Raw genomic sequence first — 21,561 nt, 5'->3', positions numbered from 1 at the left:
AGAGCCGTACGGAAGGTCAGCCCGAGGCGAGCTGGCGGCTGCGGTCGCGAGCCGCCTCGATGGCGTCGAGGAACGCGGCGCGGACCTTGTGGCGCTCGAGTTCGGCGATGGCGGCGATCGTCGTGCCGCCGGGAGAGGTCACGGCCTCGCGGAGGATCACCGGGTGCTCACCGGAGTCGCGGAGCATGATCGCGGCGCCGACGATCGACTGGGTGACCATGTCGAGGGCGGCCGCTCGGGGCATGCCCAGCAGGATGCCGGCGTCGACCATGGCCTCCACCAGGTAGAAGAAGTACGCCGGGCCGCTGCCGGACAGCGCGGTCGCGGCGTCCTGCTGCGACTCGGGGATCCGCAGGACCTTTCCGACGGGGGACAGGAGGTCCTCGGCTCGCCTGAGGTGGACCTCCGACGCGTGCTCGCCCGCGGAGATGACGCTCATGGCCTCGTCGACCAGCACCGGCGTGTTGGACATGACCCTGACTACGGGCACGTCGCCGCCGAGTCTCGCCTCGACGAAACCGGTCGTGATGCCCGCAGCCACCGAGATGACCAGGCTGTCCGCGGACACGTGGGGGGCGATCTCGGCGAGGAGGCTCGCCATGTCCTGTGGTTTGACGGCGAGGATGAGGGTCTGCGCGCTCTTGGCGGCCTCGGCGTTGTCGGTCACCCGCACGCCGTACCGCTCGCGCAGGGCGTCGGCACGCTCCGGGCGCCGGGCGGTCGCCGTGATCTCGTGCGGCCGGAGCCCGGCCCGCACCAGTCCGGACAGGAGGGCCTCGCCCATCTTGCCGGTTCCGAGAATCGCGATCATGGCATCGTCCTCACCGCTAGAACCCGGTTGGCAGCCTACCGACGGTCAGGCTCTGCGGAGGTTGCGGATCGCGGGCACGCTCAGCAGCACCGCGATGCCGGCGAGGCCCACGCCGAAGCCGAACAGGAGCACGTGATCGGCTCCGACCCGCTCGGAGACGGGACCGGAGAGCGCCTGGCCGATGGGCATGCTGAGGACCGAGCCCCCCACCTCGTAGGCCGTCACCCGGTTGAGGACGTCGGGGGCGACCTTGGTCTGGATGCTGGTGGCCCACATGACCGACCAGAAGGCCCACGCCGCACCGGCCAGGGCGAACCCGGCCGCCATCACGCCGGCGGGCATCCGGGTGGCGATGACCAGCGGCTCCATGAAGTACACGATCATCACGACCGCTCCGGTGGCGAGCGGCCGGGACGGTCTGACGTACATCGCGACCAGGCCGCCGAGGATGGTCCCCGCGCCGACGGCCGACATCATCCAGCCGTAGGCCGACCTGCCCAGATCTTCGGTGATCAGTGCGGATCCGAGGGGCACGAGCGGGCCGAAGATCACCACGCCGTACACGGCCCAGACGAGGATGACCCCCCACATCCAGGTCCGGGACCGGAACTCGTCCCAGCCCTCACGCAGGTTCCTGATCATCGACGAGCCCGCCGCGATCGACGCCGCCGGCCGGACGCGCAGCGACAGGATGCAGACGGCGCTCACCGCGAAGGTCCCGGCGTTTACGCCGTAGACGACGCCCGCGCCGCCGAAGACCACGAGCACGCCGGAGAGGGCGGGTCCGAAAAGCTGGGCGATGGCGTCGGCGACCCGGAGGGTGGCGTTCGCGCGCTGCACGTCGTCGGAGATCTGGGGCACCATGCTGCTCACGCCGGGCTGGAACATCGCGGCGGCCGCGCCGCTCAGCGCCGAAAGCACGATGAGCAGGAGGAGTGAGGGCGTTCCGGTCAGGAAGCTGATCGCGATGGCGGATTGGGTGACGACCCGCACCAGGTCGGCCCCGATCATCATGCGCCGGGCGGTGAACCGGTCGGCGAAGACTCCCCCGAACAGGATGAGGGTGGCGAGAGGCGCCATCCACGCGGCGAGGACGAATCCGACACCGGTGGGGCCGTATCCGGCGCCCAGCACGCCCAGGGAGACGGCGACGGGCAGCATCGCGTCCCCGAGGATGGAGACGGCCCGGCCCACGAAGTAGAGCGAGAAGTCCCGCGTCCACAGGGCCGGCCGCTGCCCTTTCGCTGCGGTCTGTACGGCCTGTGCCACTTCGCCCCCTGATGCCCGATCTGCCGCCGGACATCATGCCAGATTGGAAAGTTTCTTAATCAAAGGGCTTTCTCTGGACGGCGCTTCGCGGGACGGTCGCGCGTGCGGCTCTGTGTTGCATGATCACGATCGGCGTTTTCCCTGATGAGTGGGCCAGCCCGCGAATGTGTGCATGATCACGCGAGGAGAGTCGGGGTGGTGCGAATACCCGGAAAAGAAGGGTCGTTGACCATCTCTTTACGATTGATCGAGTGACGCCACGTCGCGGAATCCTTCCGCTTCTCGCCGTTCTCCTGGCCGCGGGGTGCACCACTCAGGAGGCCCCCGCCGTTCAGATCGGACAGGTCACCCGTGCGCCGGTCAGCGAGGTGATCGAGGCCCCCGCGACGGTCGGCGCGCGTGCCACGGCGGCGCTGACCACTCCCGCGTCCGGCACGATCTCCAAGCTCTACGTGGAGGACGGCGACACCGTCAAGAAGGGGCAGATCCTCGCGAGGATCAGCTCTCCCCAGGCAACGGACCAGCTCGAACAGGCACGAAAGGCCGACAAGCAGGCCTCCCGGCCGATCTCGACGCGAGGCGTCGCCACGTCGGTCCGGCTTCCGCCGCTGAAGGTGCCGGCGAGCCTCGACACCCGGGTCGCCCGCGACTTCGCCAGGGCCAGGAAGGCGGCGGCGAAGGTCGAGGACCGGGCGATCAGGGCGCAACTCCTGGCCGCGATCGACGCGGCGCAGGCACAGCACAAGGCCCAGCGGCGCGCGCTCAACCAGGTGGTCACCGGCCTCAACCGGTCGGTCGATCAGGTGGTCGCGCAGGTGAGCGGCCAGCTCGGCGCGGGGCTCAGCGGCCTGACGGCGTCCATGTCGTCGCTCCAGGCGGCTTCGCGGTCGCAGACCAGGGTGGCGGTGAAGGCGGCCGAGCGGACCGTCGACGGCCTGGTCATCAAGGCGCCGTTCGGCGGGGTGGTCACGCTGGGCGGCGCCTCCTCGGGAGGCGGCGCGGGAGATCTGAGCGGCCTGCTCGGGCAGCTTCCCGCCGGACTGGCCGGCCAGGCGGGCGCGGCCGCCACGGCCCCGAGCGGGCGCTCCGGCGGAGTCGTGGCGACCGGCGTCCCGGTGGCGGCGGGAGACACCATCGTGACGGTCACCGACGTGTCGGCACTCGTCCTGTCCGCCGACGTGGACGAGACCGACGTCCTGCTGGTCGAGAACGGGACGCCCGCGGAGGCCGAGTTCGACGCGGTGACCGGCGCCACCTACACCGCCACAGTGACGGGCGTCGGGGTCACTCCCAAGGAGGGGACGACCGGCGGAGTCAGCTATCCCGTGCGCCTGCGGCTCGGTGACGGCGTCTACGACGACCAGAGCCCCGCCCCGGCGCCGAAGCCCGGGATGAGCGCGGTCGTGCGGCTCACCGTACGGCAGGCTCCCGACGCGATAGCCGTACCGGCCTCGGCGATCGTGACGAGCGGCAGGGAGTCGATCGTCTGGGCGGTGCGCGACGGCAGGGCCGAGCGCCGCGTCGTCAAGCTGGGGGCACAGGGCGACGCCACCGTGCAGGTCGTCAGCGGGGTGTCGCCCGGCGAGCGGGTGGTCGTCAAGGGCGCGGACACCGTCCGCCAGGCGCAGACGCTGCCATGACGACACAATCTCCCGGCACGCCGCCGGCGGCGTTCGAGGCGATCGGGCTGACCAGGTCGTACGACCTGGAAGGCGTGTCCGTCGACGCCCTGCGCGGGGTGGACCTGCGCATCGAGCAGGGCGAGTTCGTCGCCATCCTCGGGCCGTCGGGCTCGGGCAAGTCCACGCTCATGCACCTGCTCGGCTGTCTCGACCGGCCGACGTCGGGTGTCCTGCGGGTGGGCGGGGTCGACGTCTCGACCCTCGACGACACCCGCCTGGCCGAGTTGCGCAACCAGACCATCGGCTTCGTCTTCCAGTCCTTCCACCTGCTCGCCCGGACTCCCGCGCTCGACAACGTGGCGCTGCCCCTCGTCTACCGGGGGGTCGGGAGATCGGAGCGGCGGGCACGGGCCGAAGCGGCGCTCAAGGCCGTCGGGCTCGGGCACCGGATGGGCCACCGGCCCTCCCAGATGTCCGGCGGCGAGCAGCAACGGGTCGCCATCGCCCGCGCGCTCGTGGGCGATCCCCAGGTCGTGCTGGCCGACGAGCCGACCGGCAATCTCGACACGCGCAACGGCGAAGAGGTGATGAACCTCCTCGAACGGCTCAACGCCGACAGCGGGGTGGCCGTCGTCCTGGTCACGCACGAACCGGACGTCGCGGCCCGCGCCCGCAGGCAGGTCCACGTCCGCGACGGCCTCATCGAGCTCGACTCGCGATCACGTACGGCACCGGCCGGCACGACCGAGGGGGAAGTGGGATGAGGACGGCGGAGGCGCTGCGGATGGCGCTGGAGGCCCTGCGGGTCAACCGGTTGCGCAGCACGCTGACCATGCTCGGCGTGATCATCGGCGTCCTGGCGGTCGTGATCCTCGTCGCCATCGGCACCGGCGCGAAGAACGCGGTGGAGAAGGAGATCGCCGGGCTCGGCAGCAACATCATCCTCGTCGTCCCCGGGCAGGTCGGCCTGGGAGCCGCCCCGACGCAGAGCCGTCTCGACCTGACCGACGTGGCCTTCGTCCGGCGCGTCGTCGGGGACCCGTCGAAGGTCACGGTCGCCGTCAACTCGGGCGAGCCGGTGCGGGTCGGCCGCAACGAGGTGTTCGCCACGCTCACCGGGACCGACGAGAACATGCCGAACATCTTCGACCGGCCGCTGCGCCGTGGCCGCTACATGAGCGCCACCGACGTCGACACCCGCCGCCGGGTGACCGTGCTGGGCTCGGAGGTCGCGGCGAAGCTCTTCGGCGACGTCGACCCCATCGGCCGGCAGGTGACGATCGCGGGCGTCAGGTTCCGGGTGATCGGGATCTACGAGACCGTCGGCTCGACGTTCGGCGTCGCCCGGGATCAGGAGGTGCACGTCCCGGTCACCACCGCGCAGCGGCTCATCGGGCTGCCGCGGATCAACGGCATCGCGGTCGGCGCGTCCGGCCCGGACGAGATCGAGTCGCTCCAGAGCAGGGTGGTCGCGGCCCTGGACGCCCGCTATCCGGACGAGAAGTTCTCCGCCGTGACCCAGACGCAGCTCCTGGGCACCATCGGCACCGTCCTCAGCATGCTGACGGGCGTCCTGGCCGCCATCGCCGGGATCTCGCTGCTGGTCGGAGGGGTGGGGGTGTCCAACATCATGCTCGTCAGCGTGCGGGAGCGGACCAAGGAGATCGGCCTGCGCAAGGCCCTCGGCGCCCGCCAGCGCGACGTCCTGTGGCAGTTCCTGATCGAGGCCGTGCTGCTCACGACGATCGGCGGACTGATCGGCATCCTGCTCGGCGTCGGCGGCGCGCTGCTGATCCAGGCGCTCTCACCGGTTCCCGCCGCGATCACATGGTGGTCGATCGCCCTGGCCTTCGGCGTCTCCGTCGGCGTCGGGGTGTTCTTCGGCGTCGCCCCCGCGAGGCGGGCGGGCCGGCTGGACCCCGTGGTCGCCCTCCGCTCCGAGTGATGCGTATGAGCCCCGGCGGGTGATCCGCATGAGCCCCGGCGGCCCGTCGTGCGGTAGCGTCGCGGGCATGAGTCAGGCGGTGCGGGTCGTCTGGGACGACGCTCTGATTTCCTATGACTTCGGTCCGGGTCACCCCCTCGCGCCCGTACGGGTCGAACTGACCATGGCACTCGCCCGCAGCCTCGGAGTGCTCGACGCCGTCGAGATCACCGGCTGTGCCCCCGCGACCGATGACGAGCTCGCGCTCGTTCACAACCGCGACTACATCGACGGAGTCAAGGGGGTCTCGGGCACCGGCCGCCCGGATCTCCGCTGGGGTCTCGGGACCCCGGACAACCCGGCGTTCGCGGGGGTTCACGAGGCCTCCGCCCTGGTCGCCGGAGCCACCCTGGAGGCGGCGAGAGCCGTCTGGACCGGCGAGGCCGAGCACGCGCTCAACATCACCGGAGGGCTCCACCACGCGATGCCCTTCAGCGCGAGCGGCTTCTGTGTCTACAACGACCCGGCGATCGCCATCGCGTGGCTGCTCTCCCAGGGGGCGACCAAGGTCGCCTACGTGGACGTGGACGTCCATCACGGCGACGGCGTCCAGGCGGCCTTCTACGACGATCCACGCGTGCTGACGATCAGCCTGCACGAGAGCCCCACCACGCTCTTCCCGGGAACGGGCTTCCCCCAGGAGACGGGCGCCGACGGCACCGCCGTCAACGTCGCCCTGCCCGCCGGGTGCGGCGACGGCGGCTGGCTGCGGGCCTTCCACGCCGTCGTCCCTCCGCTCCTGCGCGAGTTCGCCCCGGAGATCCTGGTGACCCAGCACGGCTGCGACAGTCACGCGCTCGACCCGCTCGCCCACCTCATGCTGAGCCTCGACGGGCAGCGTGCGGCCTACGCGGAGTTGCACCGGTTGGCGCACGAGATCGCCGGGGGGCGCTGGATCGCCACCGGTGGCGGCGGCTACGAACTGGTGCAGGTGGTGCCCCGGGCCTGGACGCACCTCATCGCCGAGGCGGCGGGCTCACCCCTCGACCCCGCGACCCACACGCCGCAGGGCTGGCGGGATCTTGTGAAGGAGCGGACCGGGGAGACGGCGCCGCTGACCATGACGGACGGCCGCCACCCCGCATACCAGGACATCGCACGGGGATACGATCCAGCTGACGCCATCGACAGGGCGATCCTCGCGTGCAGGAACGCGGTGTTCCCCCTCCACGGACTCGATCCGATTCCGTAGCCCCGCCGACTGGACCGTCACCGCCGGAATCATGACGACACCAGGAGAGCTGTAGCGATTGTGACCCGTCAGCCCGCCTCCCCTCTTCCTCCCACCCGCGCCGAGCTCACCGATCATCTGGTCCGGACGCGCATCGCGGGCGAGGTCGCGACCACCCGCGAGAACAACCTCGACCACTACCGCTCGCTGGCACTGCGCGACCCGCACTACATGTTCGGGCTGACGCCGGCCGCCGAATGGACGTTCGCCGACATCCTCGAGCTCATGGCCAAGAAGACGGGCGTGGTCGCCGATCCCCGCCATCGCGAGGGCCAGGACACCATCGACCCGGAACGGACGATCGACGCCCTGGAGGCGATGGGCGACCGCATCGCCGGGGTGCTCCGCCGCGGCGGAGCCCGCGTCATCGTCGCCACCGGGCACCCCACCGGTCTGCTGACCGTCCATCTGGCCCTGGCCCGGTTCGTCGTCGACCACGGGGCGACGCTGCTGACTCCCGCCGAGGGGTGGAGCTACACGTACGGCGGGCTCGGCCGGCGCAGGTGGATCCGTTATCTCGACGGCGTGGCCATGCTCGACGACCGGGGGAACCTGGTCCACACGCACGATCCGCATCCCATGCGCGAGATGCTGGCGCAGGAGCGCCCCGACTTCGTGATCGCCGATCACGGATGGGCGGGAGCGGCGGGCGAGGCCGGGGTCGAGACGGTCGGATTCGCTGATTGCAACGACCCCGCCCTCTTCGTGGGGGAGGCCGAGGACAAGATCGCGGTGGCGGTGCCGCTCGACGACAACGTGTTGCCACGCCATTACGGTCCGCTCACGTCCTACCTTCTGGAACGGGTCACTCAGGGGTTGTAACCCCAATCCGGACCATCCCATTCGGGCATTTCGCGCCCGCTTTTCCACCAGAGTGTCGACCGTTTGCCAACTTTTTTGTGATCCTGGGCGACTCTAATGTGAGGGAAGTTGGTCCGTTCCAAGTGTGAGGCGAAGGGCACGACCCGGCTGCTGCCAGCGATTTCCTCGGTTTTGACGGCATAAGGCTCTAGTCGCGGATGGAATGGGGGGTTTGCCGACGTGGAGTCCGGACTTACGCTGACAGCAGTACACGTGCGTGAGCGATGGCACCAGTGGGGATAACCCGGAAACACGTGCGGAAGAGGCGTCCGATGGGTGCAGGCGAAAGACCTCTCAGCGAGGTGAAGTTTCTGACGGTCGCAGAAGTTGCCACCGTCATGCGGGTGTCCAAGATGACGGTGTACCGGCTCGTGCACTCGGGCGAGTTGCCGGCCATCAGAGTCGGCCGATCTTTCCGAGTGCCTGAGCAGGCCGTCCACGACTACTTGAGGGACGCGTTCATCGAGGCTGGATGAGCCGGCCCCGCGGCCGAGACCATGGCTCCGTGGAGCCCATGGTGCGATGCAGGCCACGCGGGACCCCCTGAAGGGGCGATCTACCATGGATCGCCGGTAGGCTGTTGAGCCGGTGTGCGTTCGCGCGCCGGTTCTGACACCACCTTCACCTGGGGGTCCCGTGGGCTCTGTGATCAAGAAGCGCCGTAAGCGCATGGCCAAGAAGAAGCACCGCAAGCTGCTCAAGAAGACTCGCATTCAGCGACGTAACAAGAAGTAGTAGACGGAGCGCGCACCGGTCCCGAGGGACCGGGCCACCGTTGGAATGTCCCCCATCCTGCGAGGCGACGTTGACCCACACCGTGCTCGTCACCGGGGTCGCTCGCCATATCGGCGCCCGAGTGGCCGGAGCTCTCGCAGCGGATCCGGGGATCGGACGGGTAATCGGCGTGGACACGGTGCCGCCGCCCGCCCTCACGCGTGACGGCGGAGCGCTGCTCGGCCGTACCGAGTTCGTCCGGATCGACCTGCGGACCCCCGAAATCGCCCAGGTCGTCTCGGCCGAGGACGTCGACACCGTCGTGCACATGAGCCTGGTCAGCGAGCCCGCCAAGAGCCGCTCGGCCATGATGGAGCACAACGTCATCGGCACCATGCAGTTGCTGGCGGCATGCCAGCGATCGGCGACGGTGCGCAAGGTGGTGGTCCGTTCGACCACGGCGGTGTACGGCTCCTCGCCCCATGCCCCGGCCGTGTTCACCGAGGACACCGAGCCCGTCGACGTGCCGCACAGCGGTTACGCCAAGGACGCCATCGAGGTCGAGGGCTACGTCCGCGGCTTCGCCAGGCGGCGGCCGGACGTGGTGACCTCGACCCTGAGGTTCGCCAACCTCATGGGGCCGCGCGTCGACTCGCCCCTCACCCGGTACTTCGCGCAGCCGGTGTCGCCGACCGTCTTCGGCTTCGACCCCCGGCTGCAGTTCGTGCACGAGGACGACGCGGTCGAGGTGATGCGCCGGATGACGCTCGAGGACCGTCCCGGCGTCTTCAACGTGTCCGGCGACGGGGTCCTGCTGCTCTCCCAGTGCGTACGGAAGGCCGGCCGGACCGCTCTGCCCGTCCCGTCCCCCGCATTCGGGATGCTCGGGATGCTGGCGCGGACCGCCGGCCTGGTCGACTTCTCTCCCGAGCAACTCGCGCTGATGAGCCACGGCCGGGTCGTCGACACCACCCGGCTGGCCGCTGCGCTCGCCTGGAGGCCCAAGTTCAGCACGGCTGCCGCCTTCGATGACTTCTTGCAGTCGCGCGGCATGGGCGCGGACAGGCCGGCCGCCCTGGTCGACTGGCTGTCCGGCCTGGCGACGAGGCGGTGAACGAGATCCCTGCTTCCGAGACGCCCTCCGGGGAGGGCGCACGGATCATCCCGATTTCCTCGGTCCGGGGGACGCCCCCGCCCGGCCCTTCGAACTCGGTGGACGAACGGATCGCCGAGCTGCTCGCCCTCCTCAGGCGCAGGGTCGTCGGAGACTACGAGGTCGACGAGTTCGGCTTCGATCCCGAGCTGAACGACAAGGTCCTGCTCGAGCTGATCCGGCCGATCTACCGGCACTGGTTCCGGGTGGAGACGCTCGGCGTGGAGAACGTCCCCGCCGAGTCCGGCGCGCTGGTCGTGGCCAACCACTCGGGCACGCTTCCCGTGGACGCGCTGATGATGCAGGTGGCGCTGCATGACGAGGCGCACCGGGCGGTCCGCCTGCTCGGCGCCGATCTGGTCTACCAGCTGCCGGTCCTCGGTCACCTGTCGCGTAAGACGGGACACACCCTGGCCTCCCGCGAGGACGCCGACAGGCTGTTGCGCAAGGGAGAGCTCGTCGGGGTCTTCCCCGAGGGCTTCAAGGGCGTGGGCAAGCCCTTCTCGGAGCGCTACAAGCTCCAGCGGTTCGGCCGCGGGGGGTTCGTGACCTCGGCCGTCCGCGCCGGCACGCCGATCGTGCCGTGCGCCATCGTCGGCGCCGAGGAGATCTATCCCAAGATCGGTGACTTCTCCACCCTGGCCAGGTTGCTCGGCCTGCCGTACCTGCCGATCACGCCGTTCTTCCCCTGGCTGGGCCCGCTCGGGCTGATCCCGCTGCCGTCCAAGTGGCTGATCGAGTTCGGCGAGCCGATCCGCACCGACAAGTTCGACCCCGAGGACGCCGACGACCCCATGCTGGTGTTCAACCTGACCGACCAGGTTCGCGAGGCGATCCAGCAGCAGCTCGACGCGCTGCGGCTGCGACGTGGCCCCGCGTTCCCGCCGTTCTTCTGACGGGACCCGCCAGGGGCGCGGGCTAGCTCGAGCGGTAGTGCCGGCGGAGCGCGATGCCCGCGGCGACGCCGCCGGCGATGGCTCCCGCCGTCGCCGCGATCGGCAGGCCGATCATCGTGGCCTTCCGCCCGGTACGGAAGTCGCGGATCTGCCAGTTCTGGTCCCTGGCGTACTCCCGCAGCTCGCTGTCCGGGTTGATCGCGTAGGGGTGGCCGACCAGCGACAACATCGGCAGGTCGTTGGCCGAGTCGCTGTAGGCCGAGCAGCGTGACAGGTCGAGCCCCTCGCGCCGGGCCAGCGCCCGGACGGCCTCGGCCTTGGCCGGTCCGTGGAGCAGGTCTCCGACGAGCCTGCCGGTGTAGGCGCCCTCCGCGGTCTCCGCGACCGTTCCGAGCGCTCCGGTGAGCCCCAGCCGCTGCGCGATCACCCTGGCCAGCTCGACGGGCGTCGCGGTGACCAGCCACACCCGCTGGCCCGCGTCCAGATGGGCCTGCGCCAGGGCGCGGGTGCCCGCCCATACGCGGTCGGCCATGACCTCGTCGTAGATCTCCTCGCCGAGCCGTACGACGTCGTCGACCTTGAGGCCCGCGACGAAGGCCAGGGCCATCTCCTTGGCGCGCGCGATGTGCTCGGGGTTCTCGTTGCCTCTGACGCGGAACCAGGCCTGGCCGGCGGCGAACTTCATGAGGTCGCCCGTGGTGAACAGGCCGCGTGCGGCGAGCCCTCGTGCGAAGTGGTAGATGGAGGCGCCGCGCATCATCGTGTTGTCGACGTCGAAGAAGGCCGCCGCGGTGGGATCGGGGATCACCTCGGGAGCCGAGACCGCCGCGGCCGCCGCCACTTCACCCGCGAGCTCCGCCGCGTCCCGTCGTCGCAATAGCCGCCTCATGGCACATCAGCTTAACCGTCCCGGGTTGCCCCTAATGGGAGCAAGCGCGCACGGCCCGGGACGTGTCAACGCTCGGAAAACGCGAACATATCGATGTATTTCAGGTACTTACGTGCCTTTTTGCGATTCGCTCCATCGAGCTTGGGAATCAGCGACTCGACGGCGTCGCGCTGCTCCCTCGCGAAGCGCTGCGCCTCGGTACTCGTGGCCTCCCCGTGCCGCTTGACCAGGCCCAGAGCCGCCCTGGTCTTGGACTCCATGTCCTCGAGGGTCCGCTTGATGAGCTCGTCCCGCCCGGGGTCCGGTGTCGAGTAGCCCGCCAGGGACGCGGTCTCGGCCGCTCGGAGGCGGGCGGCGCCCATCTCGCGGTGCGCCCGCTCCTCGTCGGACGCCATGGACAGCAGCGTCGACTCCGCGGCCCGCTTGAGCGGGTAGAGCGGCTCGCCGGGGACGGAGTGGTAGGTCCGGATGCCCGTGCCGTACATGGCGATCAGCAGCACTCCGAACACGAGGCCCGGGCGGACCCGGGTGAACAGCGACCGGCGGCGCACCCGCGGACGTTCGGCCGGCGGCTCCGACGCGGGCACCCGTTCCTCGACGTGGGTCCGCAGGAGCTCCTCACGGAGACTGGCGCGGAACTCGGGACTCGGGCCGCTGAGGAAGACGCTGAGCTCCGCCAGGCGCGCGGGGACCTCGCCGCCGCGTGCCTTCCGTCCGCGCAGCCGGCGCGAGGCTCGCCAGCAGCTCATGAGTAATGCTCCCGCCATCCCCCGTCTGATCCACCCCTGCCACATGCCCAACGACAGGACGGGGCGGGGGTTACGGCAGGGGCGCTAACCGAGATCCTTCGGTAGTGACCGGGCCAGCGCCTTGATCGCCCGGAACTGCAAGGCCTTGATCGCACCGCTCTTCTTGCCCATCGCCACGGCCGTCTCGGCGAGGGACATCCCATGGAGGAAGCGAAAGATCACGCAGGCCTGCTGCTCGGGCCCGAGCTGCTTGATCGCCTGCATCACGCGCTCGTTCACCATGTTCGTGACGACGGCGTTCTCGGGGATGTGCGGTCCGTCCAGCGGCCGGTCGAAGACCTCGGCGGTGGTGACCTCGAGCCGGTTGCGGCCCGACTTGAAGTGGTCGGCCACAAGGTTGCGGGCGATGGTGACCAGCCAGGCGCCGAAGTCGCGGCCCTGCCAGGTGAAGTCCGAGATGCCCCGCAGGGCGCGAAGGAAGGTCTCACTGGTGAGGTCTTCCGTCTGCGCGTGAGTGCCGACCCGGAAGTAGATGTAGCGGTACACCAACTCCAGGTAACGGTCGTAGAGGACGCCGAAGGCCTCGGTGTCTCCGGTTTTGGCGCGCAGGACCAGCTCCCGCATCTCCTCGTCCTCGCCTGCGGCGGGGTCGATGAAGCGAGTTGGAGACGATGCTCCGAGGGCGGCTGGAGGGGCCAGCCCGGCCAACGGCCACGTGTTCGGCATCCGGTGTCCCTTGGGGGAAGGGGAGTCGGCGTGCTCGAACACTCTAGAAATCATCGGCGGATAACACAATCCGTCTGAGCGTCGCAGTCACGATACGTGACGGAGGTTGTTTCCTGATCGCGGTGGTCCGGGGCATTTGGGGGTCCGGCTACCCGTCAGGCGGCAATGTCCGGCAGCATGGGTTCCACCATGGGAGTCCTTGTCGCTTTCTTAGCCCTCGCCGGCGCCCTGACCGCCGGGATGACCACCGCTGTCCTGATCGGGCGCCTCCGTGAGCAACCGACGGGTTGGTTGATCGCCTGGAGCGTTGCCACAGGTGCGCTGACCCTGTCACTGGCGACCATCGGGCTCGGCCATCTCGCGGGCTTCGGGGCCGGAATCTTCCGGATATCCCAGATCACGGGGTCCTTGCTCGCCCCGCTCTGGCTGGCGGTCGGCGTCCTTCAGCTTCTGGCGGACAAGGGTTCCTCCCGCTTCGGCGGGTGGCTGCTCGGCTCGGCCCTGACGGTCATCGGTGCGGTCATCATGCTGCTCGACCCGGTGACGGGCGCCTTCTCCAAGGAGTTCCCCGACGCCGCGGAGCACTGGGACATCTGGCCCGCGTACCTGCTGCACGGTGTCCACGGCCTTGTGATCTTCATGTTGGTGATCTCGCTGGCCGTCGCCCTGCTGAGCTGGCGTGACGGGGACGACTACGACGTCGACAACATGCAGGCCACGGTGGTGCTCGCCCCTGCGGGCATGCTGCTGTGCGCCGCGCTGGAGCTCGGCCTTCCCGCGATCCTCGTCGTGGTCCTCATGGCGGGCTCTGCCGGAGGCATCTGGTACGCCGTGTCCCGGCCGCTCGCGCCGTACGAGGACGACGAGGAGGAGGACGACGAGCCCGACGAGTGGGCGGGTCGCTCCCGGCGCTCCGCCGACCGGCACGAACCGCAGGTCGCCTCGCCGATCCCGCCGGCGCCCCGCCGCTCGGGTCTGGGTGATCTCGTCGCCGAGATCCAGGCGAAGGAGGAGGCCGAGCTCGACTTCGCCAACCGCATGCAGCCGATGGACGACTTCGGCGCCCGCGCCCGGCCCGACGAGTTCCGCATGCCGGCGGACGACTTCGGCGCCCGCGTTCGCCCCGACGAGTTCGCGGGCCCGGAGACCGGGCAGCTGATCATGCCGGACGCGTACGGCCAGCCTCGTCAGGCCGACTTCGGCGCTCCCGTCGCGCCGCCCGCGGGACCACCCCATGACATGCCCGCCACGGGCGTCATGTTCCCCGTGGTGGACAACCCGGCGTTCCCTCCGGCCGCCGCCGCGGCGTTCGGCTCGGCCTTCGGTGCGGGAGCAGGAGCGGGTCAGGGCGTCTCCGCCTCGCGTCCGGACCCCACGGTCAAGCCCGCGGCCGGCATCTACGGCATCCTCACCGTCTTCACCCTGATGGACGGATCGGGCGAGGCGTTCGACAAGCTGGCCGAGGAGACGGTCGAGGCCGTCCTGCGCAACGAGCCCGACACGCTGGTCTTCATCTGTCACGCCGTCAAGTCGGCGCCGCTCCAGCGCATCGTCTACGAGCTCTACCGCGACGAGGTGGGCTTCTCCGAGCACCAGCGCCAGCCGCACATGGAGCGTTTCGCCACCGAACGGCAGTCTCTGGTGCTGGCGACCAACGTGATCGAGCTCACGGTGAACGCCGCCAAGGTAGTGCCTCTCCCCGGGAACGCCTACCGGGTCTGATCACACTCGTTCCGCCCGCGCGGCGGTTCCCCGGGCCCCGGAGGACGTGGCCCGCGCCGTCCCGCCCGCGAGGCGAAAATCACACGGCCAGCGCCGCTCGGAGGCGGGATTCGTTCACCCGCCAGTAGTCGTGCTGGACGCCGTCGACGAGGACGACAGGGATCATCTCCCCGTATTCGGCCATGTCATCAGGGGACACGGTGATGTCCCTCTCCTCCCATGCCACACCGAGATCCTGCGCCACTCGTTCGACGATCACGCGGGCGTCGTCGCACAGATGGCAGCCGGGTTTGCCGAGCAGAGTGATCCGGTGATCTCCAGGGGACATGGCCTCAGGATATGCGGGTGCGCGCGGGTCGGATTCGCTACCGGGCCGTCGTCCTGGGACAGTTAACGGACGCTCACTTTGTGCGTAGCTTCACAAAGGCACTAATGTGATGTTCATCCGTCGCATCCGCTCGTGCGGCCGGGGACGCACCGGCCGTCCGTCCCCCTGGAGCATCGGCACGTGACACGCCGTATTCCGCAAGCACGCGATCGTGGCATTCCCGACGCGACCGTCGCGAGACTGCCGCTCTATCTGCGTGCCCTCAACGGGCTGGCCGAGCGCGGAACGCCGACGGTCAGTTCGGAGGACCTGGCGACGGCCGCGGGTGTGAACTCCGCGAAACTCCGCAAGGACCTGTCCCACCTCGGCTCGTACGGCACGCGGGGCGTCGGCTACGACGTCCAGTACCTGATCTACCAGATCTCACGTGAGCTTGGTCTCACCCAGGATTGGGCGGTCGCCATCGTGGGAGTCGGTAACCTCGGTCGGGCGCTCGCCAACTACGGCGGGTTCGCTTCCAGGGGATTTCGCATCGCGGGCCTCCTGGACGCCGATCCCGCGGTGGTCGGTGACCGGATCGCCGGTCTCGTCGTGGAGCACACCGACGAGCTGGAGTCCGTGATCGCCAGTCGTGCGGTGTCGATCGTGGTGATCGCCACGCCGGCGACCGCGGCGCAACATGTCTGCGATCGGGTCACGAGGGCGGGAGTCACGAGTATTTTGAACTTCGCGCCTGTAGTGCTGAATGTGCCTGAGGGCGTAGATGTCCGTAAAGTCGATTTATCTATCGAGCTGCAGATTCTTGCGTTCCACGAGCAGCGCAAGGCCAATGGAGGGCCCATCATGGCCGAGGAGTGGCCGGACGGGGTTGAACAAGTGAATGAGCGATCGATCGGAGCGAGCTCATGAGCCTCCTCGTCGTCGGGCTGAGCCATCGGTCCGCTCCCGTGGCGCTTCTTGAGCGCGTCACGGTCAGCGGCGACGCGCTCGACAAGCTCCTGCACGGCGTCAGCCAGAGCGAGCACGTGTCCGAGGCCCTGGTGATCTCCACGTGCAACCGGGTCGAGGTCTACGCCGACGTCGATCGATTCCACGGTGGCGTGACCGCGATCAGCGATCTGCTGAGCGCGCACTCCGGCATGCCCCAGGAACAGCTCGGCAGGCACCTCTACGTGCACTACGAGGACCGCGCGGTCCAGCACCTGTTCAATGTGACCTGCGGGCTCGACTCGATGGTGGTCGGCGAGGGCCAGATCCTGGGCCAGTTCCGCTCGGCCCTGAGGCTCGCGCAGACGCAGGGCACGGCGGGCTCCACGCTCAACGAACTCGCGCAGCACGCGCTGCGCGTCGGCAAGCGCGCGCACACCGACACCGACATCGACCGCGCCGGAGCCTCGCTGGTGGGCGTGGGCCTGACGCTGGCCGAGCGCGTGATCGGCCCCATCGCCGGCAGGCGGGCCCTCGTCGTCGGCGCCGGCTCGATGAGCGCCCTGTCGGCCGCCACCCTTTCCCGCGCCGGCGTCACGGACATCGTCATCGCCAACCGCACCCACGCCCGTGCCGAACGGCTGGCGGAGACGGTCGGTGGCAGGGCCGTCCACCTGGCGGATCTTCCCGCGGAGCTCGCCCAGGCGGATCTGGTGATCTCCTGCGTCGGCGCGGGCTCCCGCGCGGTCACGGCGGAGATGGTCGCGACCGCGATGGGCGCGCGCGAGTCGGGCGGGCTCTTCCTCCTCGACCTCGCCCTCCCGCACGACGTCGACCCGGGTGTGCGTGCCATCCCCGGCGTGACGCTCGTCGACCTGGAGTCCATGCAGCAGGCCGGCCTGGGCGAGGGCGCCGGCGACGGCGGGCACGGCGAGGCGATCGCCGCGGTCAAGCGGATCGTCGCCGAGGAGGTCACCGCCTACCTCGACTCCGAGCGGGCCGCCAAGGTGACCCCGACGGTGGTGGCGCTGCGGAGCAAGGCCGCGCAGGTGGTCGAGGCCGAGATCGGCCGGCTGATGTCGCGGCTGCCGACCCTGGACGCGCGGATGCGCGACGAGGTCACCCAGACCGTGAGAAGGGTCGTCGACAAGCTGCTCCACGAACCAACGGTGCGGGTGAAGCAGCTGGCCACCTCCCCTGGCGGCGATCACTACGCCGAGGCGCTCCGCGAGCTGTTCGACCTCGATCCGAAGACGCCCGACGCCGTCGCCGGCATGGAGCTCAGCACGCTCGAGGCCGACCGCCCGGTCACCGATGGCAGAGGAGCCGGGCAGTGAGCGCCGCCCTGCGTCTCGGGACGCGCAAGAGCCTGATGGCGACCACGCAGTCGCAGTCCGTCGCCGACCGGCTGACCGGTCTGACGGGCCGGGATGTGGAGCTCGTCGGCATCACCACCTTCGGCGACGTCACCAAGGCCCACCTGGCCCAGCTCGGCGGCACCGGCGTCTTCGTCAGCGAGTTGCGCGGCAAGCTGGTCGACGGCGACATCGACTTCGCGGTCCACTCGCTGAAGGATCTCCCCACCGCGCCCGACGAGCGGATCGTGATCGCGGCCATCCTGCCCCGCGACGACCCGCGCGACGCGCTGGTCAGCAACGCCAAGCTCGCCGATCTCCCCCCGGGATCGAAGATCGGCACCGGTTCGCCCCGCAGGGTCGCGCAACTGCGTGCCATGCGGCCCGATCTCGATTACCTCCCCATCAGAGGCAACGCGGACACGCGCATCGGCAAGATCGCCGCTGGTGAGTTCGACGGTGTCGTGCTGGCCGCCGCCGGCCTGGAGAGGATCGGGCGGGACAGCGAGATCTCCGAGATCTTCGACGTGGACGCCATGCTTCCGGCACCCGGGCAGGGGGCCCTCGCCGTCGAGTGCCTGGCCTCCCGTACAGACCTGATCGAGCTGCTGGGCGTCCTCGACGACCCGCGTACGCGGGCCGCCGTGACGGCCGAGCGCTCGGTCCTCGCGGCCCTCGAGGCCGGTTGCGCGGCACCGGTAGGTGCTTTCGCGTCCGGTGACGGGCACATTCTCAATCTGACCGCAGTCGTCGTCGCGACCGACGGCGTCCGGTCAGTGCGCAAGTCCGCCTCAGGACCTCCTCCGGCGGCCATGGACCTGGGCCGTGATCTCGCGGCCGCCATGATCGCCGAGGGGGCCGACACGTTGATGGGGGATCAGTCCCATTGAGCTCCGCGAACCGCAGTCCGCAGGCCCGTTCCGGGTTCGTCGCCTTCGTCGGCGCCGGACCGGGTGACGAGAACCTGCTCACCTTGCGTGGCGCCGACCTGCTGAGCAGGGCCGACGTCGTCGTCCTCGATCAGGCGGCCTACGGCTCGCTGCTGCGTCACTGCCGTGCGGACGTGGAGGTCATGGACATCTCCCCGGACGCCGCGGAGAACTCGGTCTCACTGAGGACGATCCAGCACGCGAAGGCGGGGCGGACCGTGGTCCGGCTGTGTCAGGGAGACCCGTCGTTCTTCTCCTCGGTCGCCGACGAGGTCGCGGCGTGCGCCAAGGCGGACGTCGAGTTCGAGATCGTTCCCGGTGTGCCGCCCGCCACGGCGGTGCTGACCTACGCGGGCATTCCGCCGGCGCCGGGCGTGCCCGAGTTCCGGGTCGTGGATGCGGCACAGGTCGACGACTGGGCGCCGCACGCCGCCTGTACGGGCACCCTGGTGATCTACAACGGCGTCGCGGAGGCCGTGCCGATCGGCAAGGCCCTGGTCGCGGCGGGAAAGCCGGACTCGACCCCGGTCGCGGTCACCAGCGACGGAACCACGACCGAGCAGTACACCGTCGTGTCCACGCTCGGCCGTCTCGGCCCTGATCTCAAGCATGCGGGCATGACCGAGCCCGCGGTGATCGTCGTGGGCGACGCCGTCGCCGCGCGCGAGAAGCTGTCGTGGTTCGAGACCAAGGCGTTGTTCGGCTGGCGGGTGCTCGTACCGCGCACCAAGGAGCAGGCCGAGGGCCTCTCGGAGCAACTGCGGTCGTACGGCGCGGTGCCGGAGGAGGTCCCGACCATCTCGGTGGAGCCGCCGCGCACCCCGCAGCAGATGGACCGGGCGATCAAGGGCCTGGTCACGGGACGCTACGAGTGGGTGGCCTTCACCAGCGCGAACGCGGTCAAGGCCGTCCGGGAGAAGTTCGAGGAGTACGGCCTGGACGCCCGGGCCTTCGCCGGGCTCAAGGTCGCCGCCGTGGGAGATGCCACCGCGCAGTCCCTCGTGGAGTTCGGCGTGAAGCCCGACCTCATGCCCACCGGCGAGCAGTCGTCGGAGGGACTTCTCGCGGAGTGGCCTCCGTACGACTCGATGCTGGACCCGATCAACCGCGTCCTGCTGCCCAGGGCCGACATCGCGACCGAGACGCTGGTCGCCGGGCTCACCGAGCTCGGCTGGGAGTGCGACGACGTCACGGCGTACCGGACGGTCCGCGCCGCGCCCCCGCCCGCGCCCATCCGTGAGGCGATCAAGGGCGGCGGATTCGACGCGGTGCTGTTCACCTCGTCCTCGACGGTGCGGAACCTGGTCGGCATCGCGGGCAAGCCGCACAACGTCACGGTCATCGCGGTGATCGGCCCGCAGACCGCCAAGACGGCCGAGGAGTTCGGCCTGCGTGTCGACGTGATGGCGGACAAGCCCTCGGCTTCCGCCCTCGCCGCCGCGCTCGCGGACTATGGTGCCAAGCAGCGGCACGCCGCGATCTCCGCGGGCGAGGTGCCTCGCCGGCCCTCCCAGACCCGCAGGGGCGCCCGGCGCCGCGTGAAGTGAGTGAGCGGGATGACGCGCCGGGACCGGATGCGTTGGACCGCATGACGGGCCTCGACGTCATGGTGAGGCCTTCCGAACCCCGAGCGGAGAGTCCACAGTGAACGCGCGTTCCCGCAATCTCCCGCCGGCGACTGACATGGCTCAGTTCCCGGTGGCACGGCCACGCCGCCTGCGCCGTACGGCACCGCTCCGCCGGATGGTCGCGGGGACGCGGCTGCATCCGGCCGAGCTGATCCTCCCGCTGTTCGTCAAGGAGGGGATCGACGAGCCGCAGCCTGTGGCGTCGATGCCCGGCGTCTTCCAGCACACGCGCGACTCGCTCCGCAAGGCCGTCCACGAGGCGGCCGAGGCGGGAGTGGGTGGCGTCATCCTGTTCGGCGTGCCGGTCCACAAGGACGCCAGGGGCTCGGCTGCCGACGACCCCGAGGGCATCGTCCAGGTCGCCCTGCGCGATCTCGCGGCGGACTTGGGCGACCAACTGGTCCTGATGACCGACACGTGCCTGGACGAGTACACCGATCACGGCCACTGTGGCCTGCTGACCGAGACAGGCGAGGTCGACAACGACGCCACCCTGGAGCGGTACGCCTCGGCCGCGGTCGCACAGGCGGCCGCGGGATCGCAGGTGATCGCGCCCAGCGGCATGATGGACGGCCAGGTCGGAGCCATCCGCGCGGCGCTGGACGCCGAGGGCTTCGCCGAGATCCCGATCCTGGCCTACTCCGCCAAGTACGCCTCCGGCTTCTACGGGCCCTTCCGCGACGCCGCCGAGTGCGCGCCGCAGTTCGGCGACCGCAACGCCTACCAGCAGGATCCGGCCGGGCCGATCGGGGAGGCGCTGCGCGAGGTGCGGCTCGACCTCGCCGAGGGCGCCGACGCCGTGATGGTCAAGCCGGCGCTGGCCTACCTGGACGTCCTGAGCCAGGTGCGCGCGATGGTGGAGGTGCCGGTCGCGGCCTATCAGGTGAGCGGCGAGTACGCGATGGTCGAGGCGGCGGCGGCCAACGGCTGGATCGACCGGGAGCGGATCATCATGGAGTCGCTCATCGCCATCCGGCGGGCCGGAGCCGACCTGATCTTGACCTACTGGGCCACGGAAGTCGCCCGGACACTATCCTGACCGTCCTTCACGGGGGGTCGCCCTGCGCCGGTGTGGGGCGACAGGGCATTATCGGGAGCACGTTCCTTGTGGGGAGGAGCACCATGGTGGGGGTACCGCTGGCTCGTCGCACGAAACGGCGTGCGCACCGAGCGCCGCGGAAGATCACATCGGTGCTCGAGTACGCCCAGCTCGGTTGGGCGGTGTGCGTGGGCGCCCATCCGCTCGAAGAGGGCGGCAGGGCCTGTTCCTGTGACCGCGTGGGATGTCCCGAGCCGGGGATGCACCCGCTGTCGCCCGCCTGGCAGATGCAGGCCACGACGGACACGGCGCTGCTGACCCGATGGTGGGAGATGGACCCGCAGGCCAACGCGATCCTTCCCACCGGCAGGGTGTTCGACGTATTCGACGTGCCGTCCACGGCGGGCCTGCCCGCCCTCGCCGCAATGGACGCGGCAGGTTTCGAGACCGGCCCGGTCGCCGCCAACGGCGACCGGGTTCTTTTTTTCGTCGCGACCCGTGGCGCCCCCGACGACGAGGACGAGTGGTGGTCCTGCCACCTCGACGCGGATCCGGAGACCATCGACAGCACGCCGGGCCTGCGCTGGCACTGCCGTGACAGCTACGTTCTGGCGCCGTCGTCGACGTTGCCCAACGGAGGGGCGGTGACCTGGATCAGGCCCGCCGACGGGCGGCCGCTGCCCGATCCGCTCCGCGTCCTCGGCTGGCTGGCCGACGCCTTCGAGTGA

At 70.0% G+C, this 21,561-nt stretch carries 22 protein-coding genes; 16 read left to right on the top strand and 6 right to left on the bottom strand.

The window, feature by feature from the left end:
* Nucleotides 1–16: 16 nt before the first annotated feature.
* The gene (gene proC / locus Pph01_RS15005; protein ID WP_204073684.1) at nt 17–811 is read right to left on the bottom strand and encodes a pyrroline-5-carboxylate reductase; all 795 of its coding nucleotides are present in this window, start codon (nt 809–811) and stop codon (nt 17–19) included.
* A 45-nt stretch (nt 812–856) separates the two neighbouring features.
* Nucleotides 857–2,080, bottom strand: coding sequence for an MFS transporter (locus tag Pph01_RS15000; RefSeq protein ID WP_204073683.1), 1,224 nt, complete (start codon nt 2,078–2,080; stop codon nt 857–859).
* Nucleotides 2,081–2,331: 251 nt separating this feature from the next.
* On the opposite strand from Pph01_RS15000, the gene Pph01_RS14995 reads away from it, so the two are divergent.
* The 9 genes from Pph01_RS14995 (at nt 2,332) to Pph01_RS14955 (ending at nt 10,541) form a co-directional block, all read left to right on the top strand.
* Nucleotides 2,332–3,720, top strand: a complete 1,389-nt coding sequence (locus tag Pph01_RS14995; protein WP_204073682.1) for an efflux RND transporter periplasmic adaptor subunit — start codon at nt 2,332–2,334, stop codon at nt 3,718–3,720.
* A complete protein-coding gene (locus tag Pph01_RS14990) occupies nt 3,717–4,466 on the top strand; it encodes an ABC transporter ATP-binding protein (protein ID WP_204073681.1) in 750 nt (249 codons plus the stop codon). The genes Pph01_RS14995 and Pph01_RS14990 overlap by 4 nt, the downstream gene beginning before the upstream one ends.
* Nucleotides 4,463–5,647 carry an ABC transporter permease gene (locus tag Pph01_RS14985; RefSeq protein ID WP_204073680.1) on the top strand — a complete coding sequence of 395 codons (1,185 nt, stop codon included), beginning with the start codon at nt 4,463–4,465 and terminating at the stop codon, nt 5,645–5,647. The genes Pph01_RS14990 and Pph01_RS14985 overlap by 4 nt, the downstream gene beginning before the upstream one ends.
* A gap of 67 nt (nt 5,648–5,714) precedes the next feature.
* The gene (locus Pph01_RS14980) at nt 5,715–6,878 is read left to right on the top strand and encodes an acetoin utilization protein AcuC (RefSeq protein WP_204073679.1); all 1,164 of its coding nucleotides are present in this window, start codon (nt 5,715–5,717) and stop codon (nt 6,876–6,878) included.
* A 60-nt stretch (nt 6,879–6,938) separates the two neighbouring features.
* Nucleotides 6,939–7,739 (top strand): phosphatase, encoded by an 801-nt coding sequence (locus Pph01_RS14975; protein WP_204073678.1) that lies wholly within the window; start codon nt 6,939–6,941, stop codon nt 7,737–7,739.
* Between the two features lie 311 nt (nt 7,740–8,050).
* The gene (locus tag Pph01_RS14970; RefSeq protein ID WP_030456159.1) at nt 8,051–8,254 is read left to right on the top strand and encodes a helix-turn-helix domain-containing protein; all 204 of its coding nucleotides are present in this window, start codon (nt 8,051–8,053) and stop codon (nt 8,252–8,254) included.
* Nucleotides 8,255–8,414: 160 nt separating this feature from the next.
* Nucleotides 8,415–8,513 carry a 30S ribosomal protein bS22 gene (locus Pph01_RS14965; RefSeq protein ID WP_018654693.1) on the top strand — a complete coding sequence of 33 codons (99 nt, stop codon included), beginning with the start codon at nt 8,415–8,417 and terminating at the stop codon, nt 8,511–8,513.
* An 82-nt stretch (nt 8,514–8,595) separates the two neighbouring features.
* Nucleotides 8,596–9,606: an NAD-dependent epimerase/dehydratase family protein gene (locus tag Pph01_RS14960; RefSeq protein WP_308441898.1), complete on the top strand. Its 1,011-nt coding sequence runs from the start codon at nt 8,596–8,598 to the stop codon at nt 9,604–9,606.
* Complete coding sequence (locus tag Pph01_RS14955; protein WP_308441896.1) at nt 9,603–10,541, top strand: lysophospholipid acyltransferase family protein; 939 nt, start codon at nt 9,603–9,605, stop codon at nt 10,539–10,541. Before Pph01_RS14960 ends, Pph01_RS14955 begins: the two co-directional genes overlap by 4 nt.
* Before the next feature lie 22 nt (nt 10,542–10,563).
* Here Pph01_RS14955 and Pph01_RS14950 read toward each other — a convergent pair whose 3' ends face one another.
* The 3 genes from Pph01_RS14950 to Pph01_RS14940 all read right to left on the bottom strand — a co-directional run bounded on the left by Pph01_RS14950 (nt 10,564) and on the right by Pph01_RS14940 (nt 12,959).
* Nucleotides 10,564–11,430 (bottom strand): HAD family hydrolase, encoded by an 867-nt coding sequence (locus Pph01_RS14950; RefSeq protein WP_204073676.1) that lies wholly within the window; start codon nt 11,428–11,430, stop codon nt 10,564–10,566.
* Nucleotides 11,431–11,495: 65 nt separating this feature from the next.
* Nucleotides 11,496–12,179, bottom strand: coding sequence for a DUF5667 domain-containing protein (locus tag Pph01_RS14945; RefSeq protein ID WP_204073675.1), 684 nt, complete (start codon nt 12,177–12,179; stop codon nt 11,496–11,498).
* An 84-nt stretch (nt 12,180–12,263) separates the two neighbouring features.
* On the bottom strand, nt 12,264–12,959 hold the full coding sequence (locus Pph01_RS14940) for a sigma-70 family RNA polymerase sigma factor (RefSeq protein ID WP_239116701.1): 696 nt from the start codon (nt 12,957–12,959) through the stop codon (nt 12,264–12,266).
* A 186-nt stretch (nt 12,960–13,145) separates the two neighbouring features.
* Here Pph01_RS14940 and Pph01_RS14935 point away from each other — a divergent pair, with 186 nt between their 5' ends.
* Nucleotides 13,146–14,627: a putative quinol monooxygenase gene (locus Pph01_RS14935; RefSeq protein ID WP_204073674.1), complete on the top strand. Its 1,482-nt coding sequence runs from the start codon at nt 13,146–13,148 to the stop codon at nt 14,625–14,627.
* A gap of 79 nt (nt 14,628–14,706) precedes the next feature.
* Here Pph01_RS14935 and Pph01_RS14930 read toward each other — a convergent pair whose 3' ends face one another.
* Nucleotides 14,707–14,955: a glutaredoxin family protein gene (locus Pph01_RS14930; protein WP_204073673.1), complete on the bottom strand. Its 249-nt coding sequence runs from the start codon at nt 14,953–14,955 to the stop codon at nt 14,707–14,709.
* Nucleotides 14,956–15,135: 180 nt separating this feature from the next.
* On the opposite strand from Pph01_RS14930, the gene Pph01_RS14925 reads away from it, so the two are divergent.
* The 6 genes from Pph01_RS14925 to Pph01_RS14900 all read left to right on the top strand — a co-directional run bounded on the left by Pph01_RS14925 (nt 15,136) and on the right by Pph01_RS14900 (nt 21,561).
* On the top strand, nt 15,136–15,864 hold the full coding sequence (locus Pph01_RS14925) for a redox-sensing transcriptional repressor Rex (protein WP_204073672.1): 729 nt from the start codon (nt 15,136–15,138) through the stop codon (nt 15,862–15,864).
* Nucleotides 15,861–17,219 carry a glutamyl-tRNA reductase gene (locus Pph01_RS14920; protein WP_204073671.1) on the top strand — a complete coding sequence of 453 codons (1,359 nt, stop codon included), beginning with the start codon at nt 15,861–15,863 and terminating at the stop codon, nt 17,217–17,219. Before Pph01_RS14925 ends, Pph01_RS14920 begins: the two co-directional genes overlap by 4 nt.
* Nucleotides 17,216–18,127 carry a hydroxymethylbilane synthase gene (hemC, locus tag Pph01_RS14915; RefSeq protein WP_275412832.1) on the top strand — a complete coding sequence of 304 codons (912 nt, stop codon included), beginning with the start codon at nt 17,216–17,218 and terminating at the stop codon, nt 18,125–18,127. Before Pph01_RS14920 ends, hemC begins: the two co-directional genes overlap by 4 nt.
* Complete coding sequence (locus Pph01_RS14910; protein WP_204073670.1) at nt 18,124–19,713, top strand: bifunctional uroporphyrinogen-III C-methyltransferase/uroporphyrinogen-III synthase; 1,590 nt, start codon at nt 18,124–18,126, stop codon at nt 19,711–19,713. Before hemC ends, Pph01_RS14910 begins: the two co-directional genes overlap by 4 nt.
* A 136-nt stretch (nt 19,714–19,849) precedes the next feature.
* The gene (gene hemB, locus Pph01_RS14905; protein ID WP_204073669.1) at nt 19,850–20,833 is read left to right on the top strand and encodes a porphobilinogen synthase; all 984 of its coding nucleotides are present in this window, start codon (nt 19,850–19,852) and stop codon (nt 20,831–20,833) included.
* A gap of 83 nt (nt 20,834–20,916) precedes the next feature.
* Nucleotides 20,917–21,561: a bifunctional DNA primase/polymerase gene (locus Pph01_RS14900; RefSeq protein WP_204073668.1), complete on the top strand. Its 645-nt coding sequence runs from the start codon at nt 20,917–20,919 to the stop codon at nt 21,559–21,561.

The sequence above is a fragment of the Planotetraspora phitsanulokensis genome (assembly GCF_016863295.1).
Taxonomy (GTDB): Bacteria; Actinomycetota; Actinomycetes; order Streptosporangiales; family Streptosporangiaceae; genus Planotetraspora; species Planotetraspora phitsanulokensis.
Note: the sequence above shows the minus strand (reverse complement) of the source record. Positions and strands in the feature narration are given on the sequence as shown.